The 19318-nt window shown below is 38.0% G+C and carries 17 protein-coding genes; 13 read left to right on the top strand and 4 right to left on the bottom strand.

What is annotated here, in order from left to right:
- The first annotated feature begins 225 nt into the window (after positions 1-225).
- The 6 genes from WAX74_RS03670 (at position 226) to WAX74_RS03645 (ending at position 6461) form a co-directional block, all read left to right on the top strand.
- Complete coding sequence (locus tag WAX74_RS03670) at positions 226-837, top strand: NUDIX hydrolase (RefSeq protein ID WP_336496309.1); 612 nt, start codon at positions 226-228, stop codon at positions 835-837.
- 164 nt (positions 838-1001) lie between these two features.
- Positions 1002-2321, top strand: a complete 1320-nt coding sequence (locus WAX74_RS03665) for an ABC transporter substrate-binding protein (RefSeq protein WP_336496308.1) — start codon at positions 1002-1004, stop codon at positions 2319-2321.
- A 63-nt stretch (positions 2322-2384) separates the two neighbouring features.
- Complete coding sequence (locus WAX74_RS03660; protein ID WP_336496307.1) at positions 2385-3296, top strand: carbohydrate ABC transporter permease; 912 nt, start codon at positions 2385-2387, stop codon at positions 3294-3296.
- Positions 3293-4150, top strand: coding sequence for a carbohydrate ABC transporter permease (locus tag WAX74_RS03655; protein WP_336496306.1), 858 nt, complete (start codon positions 3293-3295; stop codon positions 4148-4150). Before WAX74_RS03660 ends, WAX74_RS03655 begins: the two co-directional genes overlap by 4 nt.
- A 332-nt stretch (positions 4151-4482) precedes the next feature.
- Positions 4483-5142, top strand: coding sequence for an ABC transporter ATP-binding protein (locus tag WAX74_RS03650; RefSeq protein ID WP_336496305.1), 660 nt, complete (start codon positions 4483-4485; stop codon positions 5140-5142).
- On the top strand, positions 5139-6461 hold the full coding sequence (locus WAX74_RS03645) for an ABC transporter permease (protein WP_336496304.1): 1323 nt from the start codon (positions 5139-5141) through the stop codon (positions 6459-6461). Before WAX74_RS03650 ends, WAX74_RS03645 begins: the two co-directional genes overlap by 4 nt.
- A 355-nt stretch (positions 6462-6816) precedes the next feature.
- Here the strand turns inward: WAX74_RS03645 and WAX74_RS03640 are convergent, their stop codons facing one another.
- On the bottom strand, positions 6817-7689 hold the full coding sequence (locus WAX74_RS03640; protein WP_336496303.1) for a LysR family transcriptional regulator: 873 nt from the start codon (positions 7687-7689) through the stop codon (positions 6817-6819).
- Positions 7690-7877: 188 nt separating this feature from the next.
- Here WAX74_RS03640 and tcuA point away from each other — a divergent pair, with 188 nt between their 5' ends.
- Positions 7878-9386: an FAD-dependent tricarballylate dehydrogenase TcuA gene (gene tcuA / locus WAX74_RS03635; RefSeq protein WP_336496302.1), complete on the top strand. Its 1509-nt coding sequence runs from the start codon at positions 7878-7880 to the stop codon at positions 9384-9386.
- Positions 9387-9478: 92 nt separating this feature from the next.
- Positions 9479-10510, top strand: coding sequence for a tripartite tricarboxylate transporter substrate binding protein (locus tag WAX74_RS03630; RefSeq protein WP_336496301.1), 1032 nt, complete (start codon positions 9479-9481; stop codon positions 10508-10510).
- A gap of 457 nt (positions 10511-10967) precedes the next feature.
- Here the strand turns inward: WAX74_RS03630 and WAX74_RS03625 are convergent, their stop codons facing one another.
- Positions 10968-11750 (bottom strand): hypothetical protein, encoded by a 783-nt coding sequence (locus tag WAX74_RS03625; RefSeq protein ID WP_336496300.1) that lies wholly within the window; start codon positions 11748-11750, stop codon positions 10968-10970.
- Positions 11751-11994: 244 nt separating this feature from the next.
- Between WAX74_RS03625 and WAX74_RS03620 the strand changes: the two genes are divergently transcribed.
- The gene (locus tag WAX74_RS03620; protein WP_336496729.1) at positions 11995-12660 is read left to right on the top strand and encodes a ribonuclease H family protein; all 666 of its coding nucleotides are present in this window, start codon (positions 11995-11997) and stop codon (positions 12658-12660) included.
- Positions 12661-13352: 692 nt separating this feature from the next.
- On the opposite strand, the gene WAX74_RS03615 is transcribed toward WAX74_RS03620, so the two are convergent.
- Both WAX74_RS03615 and WAX74_RS03610 read right to left on the bottom strand, forming a co-directional pair.
- Entirely contained in the window at positions 13353-14618 is a 1266-nt protein-coding gene (locus WAX74_RS03615; RefSeq protein ID WP_336496299.1) for a TRAP transporter large permease, read from the bottom strand.
- Positions 14606-15103, bottom strand: a complete 498-nt coding sequence (locus tag WAX74_RS03610) for a TRAP transporter small permease (RefSeq protein WP_336496298.1) — start codon at positions 15101-15103, stop codon at positions 14606-14608. Before WAX74_RS03610 ends, WAX74_RS03615 begins: the two co-directional genes overlap by 13 nt.
- A 328-nt stretch (positions 15104-15431) precedes the next feature.
- On the opposite strand from WAX74_RS03610, the gene WAX74_RS03605 reads away from it, so the two are divergent.
- The 4 genes from WAX74_RS03605 to WAX74_RS03590 all read left to right on the top strand — a co-directional run bounded on the left by WAX74_RS03605 (position 15432) and on the right by WAX74_RS03590 (position 19307).
- Positions 15432-16460 (top strand): DctP family TRAP transporter solute-binding subunit, encoded by a 1029-nt coding sequence (locus WAX74_RS03605; protein ID WP_336496297.1) that lies wholly within the window; start codon positions 15432-15434, stop codon positions 16458-16460.
- Positions 16461-16553: 93 nt separating this feature from the next.
- Positions 16554-17897 carry an MmgE/PrpD family protein gene (locus WAX74_RS03600; RefSeq protein ID WP_336496296.1) on the top strand — a complete coding sequence of 448 codons (1344 nt, stop codon included), beginning with the start codon at positions 16554-16556 and terminating at the stop codon, positions 17895-17897.
- A gap of 21 nt (positions 17898-17918) precedes the next feature.
- Complete coding sequence (pcaC, locus tag WAX74_RS03595; RefSeq protein ID WP_336496295.1) at positions 17919-18299, top strand: 4-carboxymuconolactone decarboxylase; 381 nt, start codon at positions 17919-17921, stop codon at positions 18297-18299.
- Positions 18300-18374: 75 nt separating this feature from the next.
- Positions 18375-19307 (top strand): hydroxymethylglutaryl-CoA lyase, encoded by a 933-nt coding sequence (locus WAX74_RS03590; RefSeq protein WP_336496294.1) that lies wholly within the window; start codon positions 18375-18377, stop codon positions 19305-19307.
- The last annotated feature ends 11 nt before the right edge of the window (positions 19308-19318 follow it).

Genomic DNA, 19318 nt, shown 5'->3' with positions numbered 1-19318 from the left:
CAAATAATCCCCTTCGCCAATCATTTGCTTTATTCAATCCAACTGCTAGGGAATGCAAACTTGTTTAAGGTCTCTGTGAAAATTATTTTGTTTCAGAGAAGTAACTATTGAAGAAAGAATGATACTTGGTAGATTTAATAAAAATTAGAGTGGTATAGCATTTTAGTAAGAAAATATTTCATGATACGATAGAGGTATGTAATTGAATTGAACGGGGGAGATTTCATGTTTTTAGATAAAATTAAGAATGATTTAAAACAACGTCAACCTTTGTTTATAGGTGAGGATACAGCGAGGCGATATGCTGTTTTGATTCCGCTTGTGCAAGTAGAAGACGAATGGCATGTCCTTTTTGAAGTACGCTCCATGACGATGAGAAGTCAGCCGGGGGATATTAGTTTTCCAGGTGGTCGAATAGATCCAACAGATGCATCCCCTGTAGATGCAGCCATCCGAGAAACGCATGAAGAGCTAGGGGTGGATCCAACATCCATTTCCGTACTGGGACCAATGAGTGTTTTTATTCCATCTTCTTCTTTTATTGTCTATCCATTTGTAGCAACCATTGATGAGCAAACATATTCCATTAACAAACAAGAGGTGGAAGAAACATTCACAATTCCAGTCAAATGGCTTTTAAATCATGAGCCATATGTTCATTATGTACCCGTCCAACCTATGCCACCAGCTGATTTCCCTTATCATAGAATAGCGAATGGTAATCAGTACCAATGGCGAGCAAGAAAGATTGAAGAATGGTTTTATGATTACGATAATTATACAATTTGGGGCTTGACTGCCCGGATCTTAAAACATTTTATTGAGACGATAAAATAGATTATATTAATAGAAATTTAATGAAAAATGACCCGTTCCGACATTTCGGTTCGGGTTTTTCTTTGATTTCAAAGATTTTAGCGAAATAAAGTTTATATTCAAATAAAAGAGGGAAAAGGGGTTTGTATTTCTATTTTTCTATTATTCAAGAGGAGGAGAATGGGTTGATTAAAAAGAGAATATTGTTATCACTTGTTGCTGTGATGCTGATACTCTCGGGTTGTGCTGGCTTCCAGGTTGGGGGAGATAAAGCAAAAACTGTTGAGGCAGAGGCAGAAGGAAAGGTGGTTGTCGATTTCTGGAGTTTTTGGGGATCGGAAATCAGACGTCCAGTCATAGATAAGATAATAGAAGACTTCAATAAATCTCAGGATGACATCGTTGTAAAGCATACTTTTATCCCTTGGGGAGATATTTGGACGAAAGAGCTTGCGGCTATTGCAGCTGGAGATCCACCAGATGTAGTCATTAATGATATTAATGCGACTGCACTCCGCGGAGAAAAAAAGCAGGCGATGAATTTATCTGAGTTCTTAGAGAAAGACGACATTTCGGAGCGTTTCTATCCGGAACTTTGGGATGCAACTTTATATGAAGGGGATTCATACGGAATTCCATTTAATACAGATACACGAATTCTTTATTACAACAAAGCTGCTTTCAAAGAAGTCGGGCTTGACCCAGAAAAGCCACCAACTACATGGACTGAGCTTGAAAAGTATGCAGCTAAATTGGATAAGAAGAACGGCAATACATATGACCGTTTAGGTTTCTATCCACTATTCGGTATCAATTACGACGTATGGATGTTAAACGCTTCTGGCAAGAACTTCGTCGATGTGGAAGGAAATGTCGAAGTCGATACAGATGTTAATCAAGAGACATTAAATTGGTTATTAAAGTGGAAGGAACGTTATGGCGATAATGTGGTCAATTCCTATAAATCACAAATTGACAGCCAACAATCAAACCCGTTTTTTACTGGGAAATTGGGGATGTTTATCAATACGCCAACATTCTATACACAAATTAGAGATTATGCACCTGAACTTGATTTTGGTGTAGCGATGTTGCCGGAACGTGAACCGGGTAATGGCCATACAAGCTGGGGAGGAGGCTTCGTAGCTGAAATCCCTGAAGGATCAAGCCACCCAGAAGAAGCTTGGGAATTTATAAAATACTTGACTGATAAGGAAGCGCAAGAATACTGGGCAGTCAAAAACTATGACAACGTAGCAAATGTCGAGGCTGCAGAAGCAGCAGCCAAGAGCTCCGAAATGTCGGAGAAAGACCAAGTAGTCTATCAAATGGCAGTCGATAACATGGAGCATACATTATTGACCCCAACGCCTCTTGACGCACCAGACTTCCCAACGCTTATCAATCCAGAGATTGATAATGTGATGCTAGGAAATAAGACTCCTGAACAAGCATTGAAGGATGCACAAGCAGCTGTCGAACAATTAGTGGAAGAAAACAAATAAAGAGAGATAAAAGGGGAGCAGAAATGCTCTCCTCCTTTTCTAATTCATAAGGGGAGAGTTGCATTGAAAAAGAAAAAGTTCAACTATAAGCGACAAGAGGGTCTTGTCGGATACATATTCATCCTTCCATGGATCTTCGGTTTCCTCGTCTTTACGGCAGGGCCGCTTTTATTTTCTTTAGTTGCCAGTTTCACGAACTATAATATTACTTCACAGATGGATTTTATCGGGACTAATAATTACGAGAAATTACTATTTAACGATCAGCTTTTCTGGACATCGCTCTACAATACGTTGTATTACGTAGCCTTTTCTGTTCCACTCACGACAATTGGAGCAATATTCCTGTCCGTCCTACTCAATCAGGATGTACCAGGTCTACGATTCTTCCGTACCATTTATTATTTACCGGCAGTCCTATCGGGCGTCGGTGTTTATCTTCTTTGGATGCAATTACTCGACCCGGGCACAGGCTTTATCAACATGTTTCTTGGCTGGTTTGGGATTGACGGGCCAAATTGGCTGTTTGATCCGGAATGGACGAAACCTTCGCTTATTCTAATGAAGCTTTGGAGTGTCGGTGGAGGGATGTTGTTATACTTGGCAAGTTTGCAGGGCGTTCCAAAGTCACTATATGAAGCAGCAGAAATCGACGGTGCAAGTAAATGGCAGCAATTTTGCTATATTACCCTTCCGATGATCACGCCGGTGATCTTTTTTGATGTGGTGACAAGTCTTATAGGGGGCTTCCAAATTTTCCAGGAAGCATACGTTATGACTAATGGAGGTGGTGGACCAGTTAATTCACTGCTTTTCTATAATTACTACATGTGGAATAAAGCTTTTAAAGTTTTTGATATGGGCTATGCTATGGCGATGTCGTGGATCCTGTTCATTATCATTTTCATACTCACGATGATTAATTTGAAACTCGCTCCTCGCTGGGTTCATTATGAAGGAGAGTCGAAACGATGAGAGAATCCTATTTTAATAGTATGGCAAATCGGAAGAAAGTACTGAAAATCGTAAACTTCCTTTTATTGTGCGTCGGTAGTCTTTTATTCCTTTCTCCACTCTGGTGGATGATTTCTACTTCATTAAAAACTATGCAAGAAGTAATGAGCTTTCCGCCGACATTCTTCCCAAAAGATTGGAAGTGGGAGAACTTCGCTAAGACATGGGAAGCGGCGCCATTTGATTTGTACACGGTAAATACGTTGACGATAACTGTACTGGTCGTTATTGGGCAAGTGTTTGTCAACTCATTCGTTGCCTATGGCTTTGCAAAGATTCCATTTAGAGGTAGGAATGTTTTATTCACCATAGTCCTTTCGACGATGATGATTCCCGGTTTCGTAACACTTATCCCACAGTATGTGCTGTTCTCAAAATTAGGGTGGATTAATACATACTTTCCACTAGTTGTGCCTGCATTTTTCGGGAGTGCGTTCAATATTTTCCTGCTTCGTCAATTCTATATGACGATTCCGAACGAAATGATCGAGGCGGCAAGAATGGAAGGGGCTAGTCACTTCTTAATTTGGAGAAAGATTGGAATCCCATTAACGAAGCCGGCACTCGCGACCGTAGCTATCTTTTCATTTAACGGAGCTTGGAATGACTTTTTAGGGCCGCTTCTTTATGTTAACAATGAAAACATTTATACACTTCAGTTGGGCCTTCAGGTGTTTAAAGGAGAGATGAATACCCAATGGAACTACTTGATGGCAGGATCGTTGCTTGTCCTCTTACCGGTTATTATATTATTTTTCTTCTTCCAGAAGTATTTTATTGAAGGTATCAATTTACAGTCGGGTGGAAAATCTTGATTTGAATTATTGGTCACGATAAAGAGCCGAAGGGATTCATATTCCGCTGCTCTTTATCTTACGACTAGTCTCAAAAGGTAATAATAAAAATACTTGTTGTTTAACAAATATCTATATTAACAAGGATTAAGGCTTATTAATTATCTTATTTAATTGAAAGCGTAAATAATGACAATTTGTAACAAGGTCATAATACATATACGATTGTTGCTGTTATAGTAGGATAGTTTTGATTTTTCATTTTCAAAAGGATTTTGAAGGAATTTGTCGAATCTTGCGGTAGGGAATATAAAAATGCAGATAATTCCCTATGGTGGAATGGAGGTATTTGGATGATTGAGCTTCGTGATGTTCGTAAGCATTTTCGTACCGGTAGTGGAAAGACAGAGATCTTACGTGGAGTGAACTTGACTGTAGAGCAGGGTGAGTATGTAGCAATCATGGGAAAGTCCGGATCTGGGAAAAGCACCATGTTGAATTTATTGGGTACATTGGATGTGGTCGATTCAGGGGCATATGAGTTGGCAGGGAAAAAAGTACATAAAATGAGAAAGGGTCGTCGTGCTCGACTTCGAAATGAAGAAATAGGTTTTGTTTTTCAACATTTTCAATTGATTGCAAATTTGTCGGTGTATCAAAATGTGTTGCTTCCATTAACATATGGACGAAAACGTTTAAGAAGAAAAAGATCACGTGTCCTGGAACTTCTTGACGAAATGGGGATATTAGATAAGAAAAATCAAAAACCGGATCGATTGTCAGGTGGAGAAAAGCAGCGTGTTGCAATTGCGAGGGCCCTGGTGAATGAGCCGAGCGTGATTTTGGCCGACGAGCCGACGGGTAGTCTTGATGAGGAAACTACAGAAAGTATTCTCAGTTTGTTTGATCGGGTACATAAAAAAGGAGCGACTATTATTGTAATTACACATGACATGGAAGTAGCGGAGCGGGCTGACCGCATTTTGCGCTTGCAGAATGGAGTGCTTGTATGAAACTATTGAAAGCTTTTAAACTGGCTTGCTTCGGACTATGGTCGAATCGGTTTCGCGTCCTATCAGCAATGATGGGTGTTGTGATTGGTATGTTTGCAGTGATTGTGCTAACAGCTATTGCAATAGGTGTTAAGGATACGCTGATGAAACAAATGGGCAGTCTTGGTGCCGAGCAGATTTTGGTTTTGCCCGGAAGAGTGCTAGATACGGCAAATGGACAAAAAGATTTACTGAGCGGCTTGACGAGTGTGCCAAGTACGCTTACGTATGATGATGCAAAAGCAGTCGAGGGAGTGCCAAATGTAAAATCAGTTACTCCACAATTGGAAACGATAACGATTGCAAAGTACGATGATAAAAAGGTCCAGTCCTCGTTAGTCGGCACAACAGACCAGTATAGTCGTATTCAGCATGCAGAACTTTTGGAAGGACGATTCTTTACAAAAGAAGAACAAGCTGCTAAAGCAAAAGTAATTGTCCTTGGGAATAACATACATGATGCTCTATTAGGTAAACAAGAAAATCCGGTGGAAAATGGGGAAGGTTCTTCTGAAACGGGTCAGCCGAAACCACTGTGGAAGCGTGTGCTGGATAAATTGTTAGGAGAATCTGCATCAGCCGAAGAGAAATCGTTAGTTGGAAAAACAGTGACGATCAAAGAGGAATCGTATGAGGTAATTGGTGTGCTCGCGCCGAATGCAACGCTCGGTTCTAGTACAGACAATAATATTGTGCTTCCGATTGAGACTGCATTAGCTATGTCAGATATGAAAAATTTGACGAAGATGATTGTGGAAGCCTCTAGTTTAGATATGGTAGATCAAGTTGATGGAGAAATATTTAAAGCTATAAAAGCGAATCATTCCGAAATTGATTTCAGTGTTGTCAAACAGGATCAAATGTTAGGAGCGCTCGGAAAGGTCACGTCTATATTACAGATGATGCTATTCGGGATAACGGTAACTGCATTGTTGATTAGCGGAACTGGGATCATGAATGTGATGGTGATGTCCGTTCGAGAGCGGACACGAGAAATCGGCATCCGAAAAGCACTTGGTGCAAGCACATTTGAGGTAATGGCTCAGTTTTTCTTTGAAACATTGCTTCTTTGTCTTATTGGTGGTGCAGTCGGTATTGGTCTTGGGTATGCATTTGCTGAAGCGTGGAACAGTAATATAGAGATATTCTCGCTCGTTTTACCAATGTGGGCGGTGAAGTTGGCATTGTACACTTCTTTTGGAATTGGAAGCTTGTTTGGTATTTACCCTGCGTTGAAAGCAGCTAGGATGAATCCGAGTAAGGCTTTGAGGTTTGAATGATGTAAAAACAATCAGATAGTATACCAAGCAGTCGAGATTTATTATTCGGCTGCTGTTTTTATTGTTAGATTATGTGTTTGTCGTGTTCGAGTGGGTAATTTGCTACGTTCGATGTGTAAGTTGTCGCGTTTACAGTGAGTTTTGTCTCGTTAAGTCATTTACTGGTAAACAAAATGTTGCTTGCAACAAGTAAAAAACATGAAAAGGTCGAAGGCTATAGAAAAAGTGTCTGCCGTAATGCTAAATCCATTCGGTGGACACTTTTTTCTCGAACAATTACTTGATTATAAATGCTCTTACTAGATCTCCTCAATTTTATCATTATCACTATGCTAATAGTGAAATTCCAAAACACTTATTGTATCTCTTTCTGTTTTAATTCATTTAGAAAATGTATAAATGCCTTTACCTGAGCTAGTTCCAAGGTAACATCTCGATAAAATATCCAAGTGTTTCTGAGCAAAAATCTGTTGTTATCTATCTTAATGGGTGACACATACAATTTATCGTCTTTTTGAATACAGATCTCCGGGAGAATGGCGTATCCTAGACCGTTTAGGACTAATTCCTTGCATGTATCGATTCGATCAACCTCCATGGACATCAAGGGGGGGACGGTATAGGTTTCCTGCCACCAGTTATCAATTGTACTTTTTAAGGATGGGTCTGTCTTGTAATTTACTCTTGGAAGGGAAGGAAGGTCATTGAAATCTATTTTCTTACTAGAAGCAACGCAAATCTTTTCCTCACGTAATAATATTTTATGTTCCTTCCAGTTATAATCACCTCTAACAATGCCAAGATGTGCTTCTTCTTTTAGAAGCATTTGTTGAATTTCTGTACTCCAACCTGTTTTTAAATTTATGTCTACTTGCGGGTACTCTGTCAAAAAATCCTTCAATAATGAAGGAAGTTCATATCTGGCGAACAAGCCAGAAACACCCAATCGCAGTGTACCTTTTACGGTCTCATCCATATTAGAGATATGTTCCTTCGTATGGCGCAGTTGGTAGATCATTTGATTCGCATATTGAACGAGATATTCTCCTATAACCGTAAATTCTACCCCTTTTTTTCTTCTGGAAATTATCTTGGAATCAAACTCTTTTTCTAATTGTTGTATTCGATATGTTAATGCTGGTTGTGAGATATAGAGACGTTGGGCTGTCTTCGTTATGTTTCTTTCTTCATGAAGTGTAGTTAAGATATGCCAATCTTTTTCGTCCAAATAAAACTTCCTCCCTAATTTGAAGAATATTCTATCAATTTTAACATGAAATGAGATGCAAAACCCACTAGACTTCCAATTATAAGATATTTTTATGGATCAAAATAGAAAAGTAGTATTTTTATAATCTAAACTGAATGTTTATTATAAATTTAAAGACTTACTATTACTAAACAGGAGGAGTTAGCATGGTATATAAACAAAGTTATGATGTAGTTGTAATTGGAGCGGGAAACGCAGCTTTATGTGCAGCAATTGCAGCAAAAGAGGGTGGAGCTAATGTCCTTGTTTTAGAAAAAGGACCAGTAGAAAAACGGGGAGGTAACTCTTTCTTTACTGATGGGGCCATTCGAGTTGCCTACAATAATTTAGATGCTATCAGAAAAATAATACTTGAGCTGTCGGAAGAAGAGGCTGCTAATATTGTAATGCCAGAATACAGTGAACAAGATTATTATGACGATTTAATGCGTGTTACTAATGGAAAAAGTGATCCAGGACTTGGCCGACAACTCGTATCTAAATCCTATGAAACAATTGAGTGGATGCGAGATCAAGGTATCAAGTTTGAATTAAATTATGAGAATCAATCTTTTATACAAGAGGGTAAACGCCATTTTTGGGGAGGATTGCCCCTAAAAACGGAAGACAAAGGGGTTGGATTAATCAAACAGCTTTTTCAAAGAGCGCAAGAAATCGGCATAGATATTTGGTATAGCTCGAGAGCTGTGAAATTAATAAAAGAAAATCAACAAATAACAGGTGTTGTGGTGGAGAAAGATGAAAAAGCAATTACCGTAAATACATCTGGGGTTATTTTAGCTTGCGGAAGTTTTGAGGCAAATAAAGGCTGGAGAAGAGAATATATCGGTGAGGAATGGGAAGCAGCGATTGTCCGTGGAACTGAATTCAATACAGGGGACGGTATTACCATGGCTTTGGAAGTAGGTGCTCAAAAATATGGAGAGTGGTCCGGCTGTCATTCAATTGGTACTGATTATAATGCACCAAAAGTAGGGGATTTTACAAAACCCGGAGATATATTTAAAAAACACTCTTATCCATACAGTATCATGTTAAACAAAGAAGGAAAGCGTTTTGTTGATGAAGGAGCAGATTTACGGAATTACACGTATGCCAAATATGGGCGTGAAGTTTTGAAGCAGCCTGGACATGTAGCGTTCCAAATATATGATGCGCAGGTACGTCCGATGTTAAGGAAAGAATATGACCTGGAAGAAGCGACTTTCTATCAAGCAGATACGCTTGAAGAACTTGCGAATTTATTGCCGGTGGATAAACAACAATTTTTAGACACTATTAAGGAGTATAACAATTCTGTACAGGATGGCGAATACAAACCAGCAGAAAAAGATGGAAAGGGGACCATCGGAATCACTCCTCCAAAATCGAACTGGGCACTGAAAATTGAACAAGGTCCATTCTACGCTTTTCCGGTAACATGTGGTATTACCTTCTCGTTTGGCGGATTGCATGTGGATCCGGTAGGTCAAGTGCTAGACGTAAAAGAAGAGCCGATAAATGGACTCTTTGCTGCTGGTGAAATGATAGGTGGAATATTTTATGAGAACTATCCAGGAGGGTCGGGGTTAATGTCAGGGGCTGTATATGGAAAATTAGCAGGTGCCTCAGCGGCAAAATATATTACAAGGGAAAAGGCAGAGCTAGCCAAATAATATAAAGTTTCTCCTCGTGACGGGAGCCGAGGAGAATTCATTTAAATAAAATATGTATGCGCTTTCAAACTATTCTAAGGGGTGAAGGAATAATGAAGATAACTGCAAAATGGAAAAGTATTTTACTAGGTGTTGCAATGGTGCTGACTCTAGCAGGCTGTAGCGGATCAAGCAATACCGTAAGCAGCGCTGAAAAAGATAGTAAGGGGAACTATCCGGAAAAACCAATCGTTGTTGTTGCACCATCAGGTCCAGGTGGAGGCTGGGATCGGACAGCCCGAACCTTTTCAAAGGTAATGGCGGAATCTAATCTTGTGAAAAATCCGATGACAGTCGAAAATAAACCAGGCGGTGGCGGCACAGTTTTTATAGCTAGTTATGCCACACAAGATGTTAAAAATGATTACAAATTATTCACAGGCTCGCCGCCTGTATTAATTAATCATTTGAAAAAAGAGGGAAATAGCCCATTTGGTCACAACGATACTACACCTCTTGCACAATTGACGAAAGACTATGGATCTATCGTCGTTAGATCTGATTCTAAGTATAACGACCTGCCATCCTTATTGGAAGATTTGAAAAAAGATCCCACCTCGGTAACATTTGCGGGGGGATCGGGACCAGGATCCATGTATCATTTAGTTTCCATATTGCCGGCGTATAAGTCTGGAATCGATCATAAATCCATAAAATATGTCTCGTATGATGGCACTGGTGAAGCAATGACTGCATTACTTGGTGGAAACTCAGATGCGATTGCAACAGATGCTTCCTCCGTTACAGAGTATTTAAAAGCAGGAAAAGTAAAAGTACTTGCTGTTGCTTCCCCTGAGCGAATAGGTGGGGAACTCAGCGATGTCCCTACTATGAAGGAGCTGGGAATCGATGCTGAATTTATGATATGGCGAGGAATTTTCGGACCAAAAGAGATGAGTGAAGAAGCACTTAGTTTTTGGGAAGACAAAATTCAGCAAATGGTAGAAACAAAAGAGTGGAAATCAGCGATGGAAAGTTCAGGATGGGAAAGTGAATATAAAAACTCAAAGGACTTTAAAGTATTTTTAGATGAGCAAAGTAATCAAATAGCTGAGTTACTTCAAGCGCTCGATATGGCTAAATAACAAGATTAAGGGAAGAATGTATCGCTACTGACAGATTCATCTAGCTATTCGCCTTTAGCGAATAGCTTTTTGTCACTTTGATCAGCAATAAGTCGTTCCTCGTGTTTTTTGTTCCATAGCCAATTAATGGTAATTATTTCCCAGGGAATTAGTGATTATTCAAAGTTGAAATACCCCTGGCTGTTCCAGGATGTGATATTGCTGCCTTAATAAATGAAGTTAAAAAGGTGGCATTGGAAGTAATGGAGGAAGAATAATATAGTATGAACAAAAGAGAATTCCTGTGATAGTGGTAAATTGAGCCTATCAGAGGGTTTTTTTTTGCTAATTTTTTTTAGAAGTATTACGTTATTGAAGAAGTGTTGTTTCTCTCTTTTAACAAGCCAAAAGCCGTCGAAATTATATCTTCGACGGCTCTTCTTTTAAAAGAATGTTTACTTTTCTTTAATTAAAAATATTAATATTGTTTTTGAATTTCTACAATCTTGTATGTCTTGTTGTCTATTTTCAGTAATTTAATAGTATACGTATGGGGTTTTACAAATTCATCCCAATTTCGATATTCGCTAATTTTCACGAGATTTTCAGTACCTTTGTTGTTGTCCTTATCTACACTCGGGGCTTGGTAGTGCATGATGGACGTTTTTTCTGTCCAAGCAAAATTACCTTCCACTAAAAAGTTATCATTAATATTATCCGTGTTTTGTGGGAAGTGATAATGTGTTACACCGTTAATATCTTTAGTTAACATGCTGTTAGATATGAACTGTGACGTAAATTCTTCTGTGAAATATGGATTGAAAAGAGTAAGTATGTCTTGTTTTGTGTGATAACCTGTTATTGTAGTGAGTTGTTTTGCTCTCGCTTCTTGGAAAAGCTTTTGAAAGCCTAGTATTTCAAGTTTTTTCTTAGAAGGTGTTTCGTATTTAAGTTTTGAGTTTTTTTGTACAAAGCTTCCTGCACCGACACCATACAAACCATTAAAGGTAGATTTGTAGCTATATACTCGGTACTCGTCCCCTTTTTTCAAAGTTCTAACGGTTGTTAGCTTACCATCGGAAGTAATTTTTACTAAAGGGGTATCTTCCAAAATCGTTACTTTCCCAATTTGGCCAATCTTTAATTCCGTTTTCCCCCACATGATTTTCGCAGGTGTAGAGGCGCTTGCTGAACCCACATGTGCAATCGTTAACGAAAGAAGTAGGACTGTTGCTGCAATAATTTTTACTAAATTCTTCACTATATAATTCACTCCTTTAAGCTTCAGTGAAATATTATCATAACATCCCATTTTGGTAATATGTAGATGAAAAGGAACTATAAACTAGGTAAACAGGGGTGCCAAAAGAAGGAAATATTACGATTGTGTAACAGGTGCCTGGCACGTGTAATGTATTTGTAACCTTCAAGGCGAATATATGTGTTGGGAAGGCTTATGTAAGGGTAAGATGTTTTATAAGGATCAACTGATGAGGAGGATTGGAATGAAGATTCGAATGGAATGGGTCTACAAAACACCTAAAGGTGCGGAAATGGTCTTTCGCTCAGATGAGATGCCAGCAGCGCAGGCGCTCATGCTTGCGGAAGACATGGATCGTATTGGGCGTACGAAGAGTTTGGTGTTTCTGGATAGTTATGATAGTAGTTGGACCATTAAAGAGTTGAAGAAGTATCTTAAGGGAATTGAAACGGAGCCGCATAATATTATAGTGTATTTTGATGGCGGATTCGATCGTGAAACTCGGAGTTCAGGGCTAGGTTGCGTTATTTATTATGAGCAAAGCGGGAAATCATATAGGCTGCGAAGAAATGCTCCAGCCGCTGGGCTTATGTCAAATAATGAGGCGGAATATGCGGCACTTCATCTGTGCTTGCAAGAATTGGAGCTTTTGGGTGCTCATCATATTCCAGTTTTATTTATTGGAGATTCCCAAGTAGTTATAAATCATCTAAGCGAGGAATGGCCGGTTGTGGAGAAGGATTTGTTCAATTGGGCGGACCGAATTGAATCGAAAATAAAAGACCTTGGCATTCAACCAGAGTATGAGTTGGTGCCTCGAAAGGCTAATTCTGAAGCGGATCGCTTGGCTACGCAGGCGTTGAATGGGATCGAAATTATTGCTACTAGTGAAGTTGTGGGTGAATCGTGAAGGATTAGGATAAAAATGGTTGAATGAGAACTTTTATGCTGAGAACGCGACAAATTAGTATGTGAGAGCGACAGACTGAACATCGAACGCGACAAACAACCCTATGAAAACGACAAATCTAGCGTCCCTGCATAAATCGCAAAAAAGGGACGTTTTTTGCTAGATTTTTTTTATCGCAAGATGCCTATCGAAAACCGCAAGATCAATTCTTTATATAGCAAGATGCCTATCGATTACCGCAAGATCAACTCTTTATATCGCAAAATGCCTATCGATTACCGCAAGATCAACTCTTTATATCGCAAGATGCTCATCGAATACCGCAAGATCAACTCTTTATATCGCAAGATGCCTATCGAATACCGCAAGATCAACTCTCTATATCGCAAAATGCCTATCGAATACCGCAAGATCAACTCTGTATATCGCAAGATGCTCATCGAATACCGCAAGATCAACTCTGTATATCGCAAGATGCTCATCGATTACCGCAAGATCAACTCTCTATATCGCAAAATGCCCATCGAATACCGAAAGATCAATTCTTTATATCGCAAGTTGCTCAACGAATACCGCAAGATCAACTCTTTATATCGCAAGATGCTAATCGAATACCTCAAAATCAAATATCTTCTCTCTTCAAACCAAAAAGGAAGCCAAGAACATATAAGTTCTTGGCTTCCTATAAAAAATCACTTTGCAAGTAGTAAGGAGATTTCTGGGAATAGAATAATGATCACGAGTACGATCGCAAATATTGCGAAAAAAGGGATGACTCCTCTTATTACCTTTTCTACTTTTTCCTCTGCTATGGCACTGACGACGAAGAGATTCAGTCCTACAGGTGGAGTGATCATGCCAAGTTCCATATTCACTACCATGATTATTGCAAAATGGATGACATTGATATCTAAAGCTGAAATAATTGGTAGCAATATAGGGAGCGTGATTAATATAATCGCAGTTGGTTCTAAGAACATTCCAAGGATAAAAAATAAAATGCTTATAATTATTAAGAAGGTCCATTTATTAAAGCCACTATCGCTTACCCATGAAGCAAACCCTTGAGGAATTTGTTCGGTAGTTAAAAACATTCCTAATATGAGTGCGGCAGCGATAATTAAAAATATCATGGAAGTTGTGTTGATCGATTCATTTAGAATTTGTTTTAATTTAACCCAATCCAATTCCCTGTATACAAAAATAGATATGATTATCGCGTAAAGTGATGCTAGAAAAGATGCTTCTGTAGGTGTAACGACACCGCTATAGATTCCCCCTAATATTACAACAGGCATTATTAGTCCCCATACTGCTTTTAAAGTAGGTTTCCATCGCTCGTTAACAGGTACTTTTTCTAAACCACCATAACCCTTTCGATGTGCAACTATTACCGCATAAACCATTAATGCGAAACCTAATAATATACCTGGTAAAATCCCTGCAGAAAATAGTTTTCCAGTTGATTGTTCAGATACGGAACCATAGAGAATGAGTGGGATGGAAGGAGGAATTAATATTCCAAGTGTTCCAGCAGCAGCTACCAATCCCATTGAATATGTTTTATCGTATCCTGCTTTCACCATCATAGGAATCATGATTGCTCCAATAGCGGCTGCAGTAGCAGGGCTTGATCCAGAAATAGCGGCAAAAACCATACAAGTTAGAACGGTTACAACAGATAGCCCGCCTTTTGTATGTCCAACCCATGACTTGATACATTCTATTAAATATTTTGATATTCCACCCTTAGCCATTACTAATCCTGCAAACACGAAGCCTGGTATGGCCATAAGGGTCGTACTATTCACGCCGGTAAACATTTTTTGAATGACTGTATTAAGCGAAAAGTCTACTAAATAGAGACCGACAATACTGGATACTACTAAGCTTATAGCAATAGGAACTCTTAGAAATGCCAGAACAAACAATAAAACTAATACTATTACTGCTTCCACTCAACATCACCTCCATGCGTAACTTCTTCATGTTTAACAAAATATTTATACGCTTTTTCACAGAAACGAATAAATAACAAGATTCCAGCAATCGGCATAATTAAGTAGTTAATCCAAATAGGAAAACCAAGATCTATTGTTTTAATTTGTTGACTGTACGCAGTTAGAACCATGTTAAATCCTGTCCAGATAATAAATAAACTAAAACCAATCCCAATGATAAAAACGATAACTTGGGAAACCTTTTTCATCGTAGGACCAGATTTGTCGTATAGAAATTCAATGGCAATATGTTTATCTTCTTTTAATGCGGTAGAAAATCCTATAAAAATTGCCCATACAAGAAGCATGGTATAAACCTCTGTTGCCCAGCTTTGAGAAGCTCCAAGGACGTATCGCATAAAGACGGAGTATAGGCTAATTACAATCCCTAAAAGGAATAAAAAACCAGATAAAGCGCTTTCAATAGTATTTAAAATTCTCAACAAAATTCCTCCCTTACAGTTTATGTATTTCGGATACAGGATTACAAACTAAATCATAATATAGTATTTTTAAAAAAACAATATTAAATTCTAATTATACCAAATATTATAATTTTTCTTTACATTCAGTTTTTAGTGTGATAATTTGTATGTGAGTTGTATCCAAAGTACAAGATTAATAGAATATGATTCAACTTGTTTTGTAGAAGTTCATCTGAAAGCGTGGTGTGCTGTATAAGATGTATTTACTTTTTTGAAAGCCCTTTCAATATTGCTAGGTGTAATGTGGATTTATTCTTATTAAAAAAAATCTTTAGGGGGAAATAGAATGAAAAAGTTTGCGATATCTTTATTTGTATTAATTTCCATGATTTTTCTAGTAGCTTGCCAAAGTGACGAAGCAATTCCGGTATCAGGTGAAAGTAGTAATGAAGTGCAAGAATTAAAGATTAAATTTGCACATGTTGTTGCTGAAAATACCCCGAAACATAAAGGGGCTGTAGCAATGAAGGAATATATTGAAAAAGAATCAGGTGGAAAAATAGAAGTAGAAATTTATCCGAATAGTTCATTATTCGGTGATCAAGATGAATATCAAAATTTAGTAGCTAATAATATTCAGTTTATAGCTCCCGATTTAACAAAATTCGTAGGGAATAACCCACAATTCAATGTTCCAGCTCTACCTTTTATGTTTGATAATGATGAAGAAGCAATTGCGTTTTGGGATGGGGAAAAAGGTAAAGAAGTTTTAAGCAGCCTTAAAAATGATGGAGTTCTTGGGTTGTCTATGTGGCCAAATGGAGGTAAGCATCTGACAAATGCTAAACATGCGATTAGTTCTCCAGAGGATTTAAAAGGATTAAAATTCCGTACACAAGGTGGGCAAGTACTTGAATCCATTTATACTGCTCTAGGAGCGGGTTCAGAGTCTATACCATTTGGAGAATTATATACTGCACTTGACCAAGGGGTAGTTGATGGACAAGAAAATACATTTAGTAATATTGAATCGAAAAAATTTGATGAAGTTCAAAAATATATGACAATAATGAATCATACACGCGTGGATTATGCTGTTTTCACAAATACAAAATTCTGGGACAGCATGAATGCTGAAACGAAAAAAATAGTTGAGGCTGGATTGGCAGCAGGTACAGAAGTGGCACGAGCAGAAGCTAAAAGCCTAAATGAGAAAGCGCTTGAAACAATCAAGGAAAGAGGAAATGTGGAAATTGTTGAATTAACACCAGAACAAATTGAAGAATTCAGAAAAGTGTTGGAACCAATTTACGAAGAATATAAAGATGAAATTGGTGCAGATGTAATCGAAGCGGCACGTCAAGCTGCAGAATAGATTATTCGACCTGTTAATAGAATTGAAAAAGTTGGTGAAAAATTAACCAACTTTTTCAATTTATACAGAGCGTAAAAAGGACGGAGAGAAAAGATGATAACGAAAACTCTAGTAGATCATTGCTTATCAACTTCATATGAACATATACCTGACGAAGTAAAGCTTCATGGAAAAAGAAGCTTACTTAATTGGTTGGGTGTTGCAATTGGTGCTTCCCAACATCCTTCTATTGACATGCTACTTGAGGTAACAAAAGATCTGCAAACTGCAGAACAAGTTTCTGTATTTGGACGAGAAGAAAAAGTGGATTTATTAATGGCAGCATTAATAAATGGAACGTCCTCTCATATTTTTGATTATGATGATACGCATTTAGATACAATCCATCATCCTAGTGGACCAGTGGCCCCAGTCGTTTTAGCATTAGGCGAGCATTTAGGGTTAAGTGGGGAGGAAATATTGCATGCGTTTATTTTAGGTTGCGAAGCAGAATTAAGGATAGCGAATGCAGTTTATCCAAGTCATTACCAACTAGGGTGGCATATTACAAGTTCGACGGGAGTATTTGGTGCAGCAATCGCTGCGGGTGTTTTATTGAAATTAGATTCAGAAAAGTTAGTATGGGCATTAGGAATTGCAGGGACACAATCATTTGGTCTGAGAGAAGTATTTGGAACAATGACAAAACCATTCCACCCAGGAAAGGCTGCACAAAATGGATTATTAGCAGCATTATTGGCTAAGAAAGGTTTTACAAGCTCTGAAAAGATTTTAGAAGCAAAACGTGGCTTTGCCAATGTATTGGCTCCAGAGCATGATTTAGAAAAAGTGAATGTTAACTGGGGAGAAGATTGGGAACTATTAAAAAATAGTTTTAAACCATATGCTTGTGGGATTGTTCTTCACCCTTCCATTGATGCTTGCGTTTATTTACATAAACGAGTTTCACCTGATCATCTTGAGTCGATTGAGCTAAAGGTTAATCCTTATGTGCTTGAATTGACCGGTAAGGAAACCCCGCAGACAGGGTTAGAAGGAAAGTTTAGTGTTTATTTTACTGCTGCAATAGCGTTTCTAGATGGTAACGCCAGTGAAAAACAATACACAGATGAAAAAGTTAAAGATGAAAAAATTATAGAAATACAAAAGAAAATACGTATAGTGGTGGATGAAAGCCTGAAAGAAGACGAGGTCGAAGTGACTGCATTATTAAAAGACGGTTCTAATATAACGCACAAAGTTCTACATGCAAAAGGCAGTATTGATAATCCAATGCAGGAAGAAGAACTTTTGACTAAATTCAGTAGCCTGGTGGAAGAGCATATGGGGAAAAGCATCTCAGATAATATGGCTCATTTCCTTTTAAACTTAGAGCAATATTCTAATATAAACGAACTTATCGTACTGAATCAACAGAAAAAATTGATATCCAAATAAAAAAAAGATAGGAGAATGGCTATGAACAAAGAAAAGTTTGAAAAAGGCTTAGAAATTCGACGAAGTGTTTTGGGAGCAGATTACGTTGATAATTCTATCAATAATGCAACTGATTTTAATATGCCGATGCAAGAATTAGTAACGGAATACTGTTGGGGAGAAGTATGGGCTAGACCAGGTCTTCCCAAGAAAACAAGAAGTATGATAAACCTTGCGATGATTACTGCATTAAATAGACCGCATGAATTAAAGCTGCATGTACGAGGAGCGATTAATAACGGTGTAACGAAAGAAGAAATTCAAGAGGTATTATTACAGACTGCTATATATTGTGGTGTGCCAGCAGCGATTGATAGTTTTAGAACTGCAAAAGAAGTATTAGATGAAATAGATAAAGAATAAGAAAATTTTTTATGTTAGTTTTGGATACAAAATACAAAAAATGATAAAACTCTGTTTTTATTAAGGAGGTATTAGGTGAACTTTCCAAAACGTATTCAAATAAATGAAGTGGTTTTACGAGATGGTTTACAACTGGAGAAAAAAATAGTAAGCGTGAAAGAAAAAAAGATGCTTTTCGATCAGTTGGTAAAAGCTCGATTAGAAACCATCGAGTTTGGATCATTCGTCCATCCTAGATTAGTACCTCAAATGGCAAATAGCGGTGAATTATATTCGCTTATTTCGGATGAATACAAACTTCTCACGATGATTGCATTAATACCAAATTTAAAAGGTGCAGTAAATGCTTATTCCCATGGAGTGAAACAAGTCAACTTTGTTTTTTCCGCAAGTGATACGCACAATTTGCAAAATGTGCATAAACGAACGGAAGAATCATTAAAGGAATTAGAAACCATTCAAGCCTTTTGTACACAAAAAAATATTGAATTAAATGTATCCATTGCAACTACATTTGGATGTCCTTTTGAAGGGGAAGTACCAACGGAAAGAATTAAAAGTGTATTAACAAAAGTAATATCTATGCATGTTAAAACGATTACTTTAGCCGACACCACTGGTATGGCAAATCCGCAACAGGTTTATGATTTATTGGTAAGTTTGCGTAGTGATTTTCCTGAACAGAAATTCAACCTACATTTTCATAACACAAGGGGAATGGGACTTTCCAATATTCTTGCAGGTATGCAAGCTGGAGTAGATAGCTATGATACATCATTAGGGGGGCTAGGAGGTTGTCCATTTGCACCAGGTGCAACCGGAAACGTCTGCACGGAGGATGTTGTTCACATGCTCCACAGTATGGGGATTGAAACAGGATTATCCTTAGATGAATTAATAACGGCATCCGAAACACTTACTAAAATTGTGGAACATGAAACTCCAAGCTATATAAGAAAAGCCGGACCTTATAATCGTAAATATCCAATTCCTACAACAATTAAATAATTTCGGAGGAT

Source organism: Psychrobacillus mangrovi, assembly GCF_037104765.1.
GTDB lineage: Bacteria > Bacillota > Bacilli > Bacillales_A > Planococcaceae > Psychrobacillus > Psychrobacillus mangrovi.
Note: the sequence above shows the minus strand (reverse complement) of the source record. Positions and strands in the feature narration are given on the sequence as shown.

Bases quoted from the DNA above. Each gene is read 5' to 3' on its own strand.
- WAX74_RS03670 (WP_336496309.1), top strand. From the start codon at position 226: ATGTTTTTAGATAAAATTAAGAATGATTTAAAACAACGTCAACCTTTG.
- WAX74_RS03655 (WP_336496306.1), top strand. From the start codon at position 3,293: ATGAGAGAATCCTATTTTAATAGTATGGCAAATCGGAAGAAAGTACTG.
- WAX74_RS03650 (WP_336496305.1), top strand. From the start codon at position 4,483: ATGATTGAGCTTCGTGATGTTCGTAAGCATTTTCGTACCGGTAGTGGA.
- WAX74_RS03645 (WP_336496304.1), top strand. From the start codon at position 5,139: ATGAAACTATTGAAAGCTTTTAAACTGGCTTGCTTCGGACTATGGTCG.
- tcuA (WP_336496302.1), top strand. From the start codon at position 7,878: ATGGTATATAAACAAAGTTATGATGTAGTTGTAATTGGAGCGGGAAAC.
- WAX74_RS03630 (WP_336496301.1), top strand. From the start codon at position 9,479: ATGAAGATAACTGCAAAATGGAAAAGTATTTTACTAGGTGTTGCAATG.
- WAX74_RS03620 (WP_336496729.1), top strand. From the start codon at position 11,995: ATGAAGATTCGAATGGAATGGGTCTACAAAACACCTAAAGGTGCGGAA.
- WAX74_RS03605 (WP_336496297.1), top strand. From the start codon at position 15,432: ATGAAAAAGTTTGCGATATCTTTATTTGTATTAATTTCCATGATTTTT.
- WAX74_RS03600 (WP_336496296.1), top strand. From the start codon at position 16,554: ATGATAACGAAAACTCTAGTAGATCATTGCTTATCAACTTCATATGAA.
- pcaC (WP_336496295.1), top strand. From the start codon at position 17,919: ATGAACAAAGAAAAGTTTGAAAAAGGCTTAGAAATTCGACGAAGTGTT.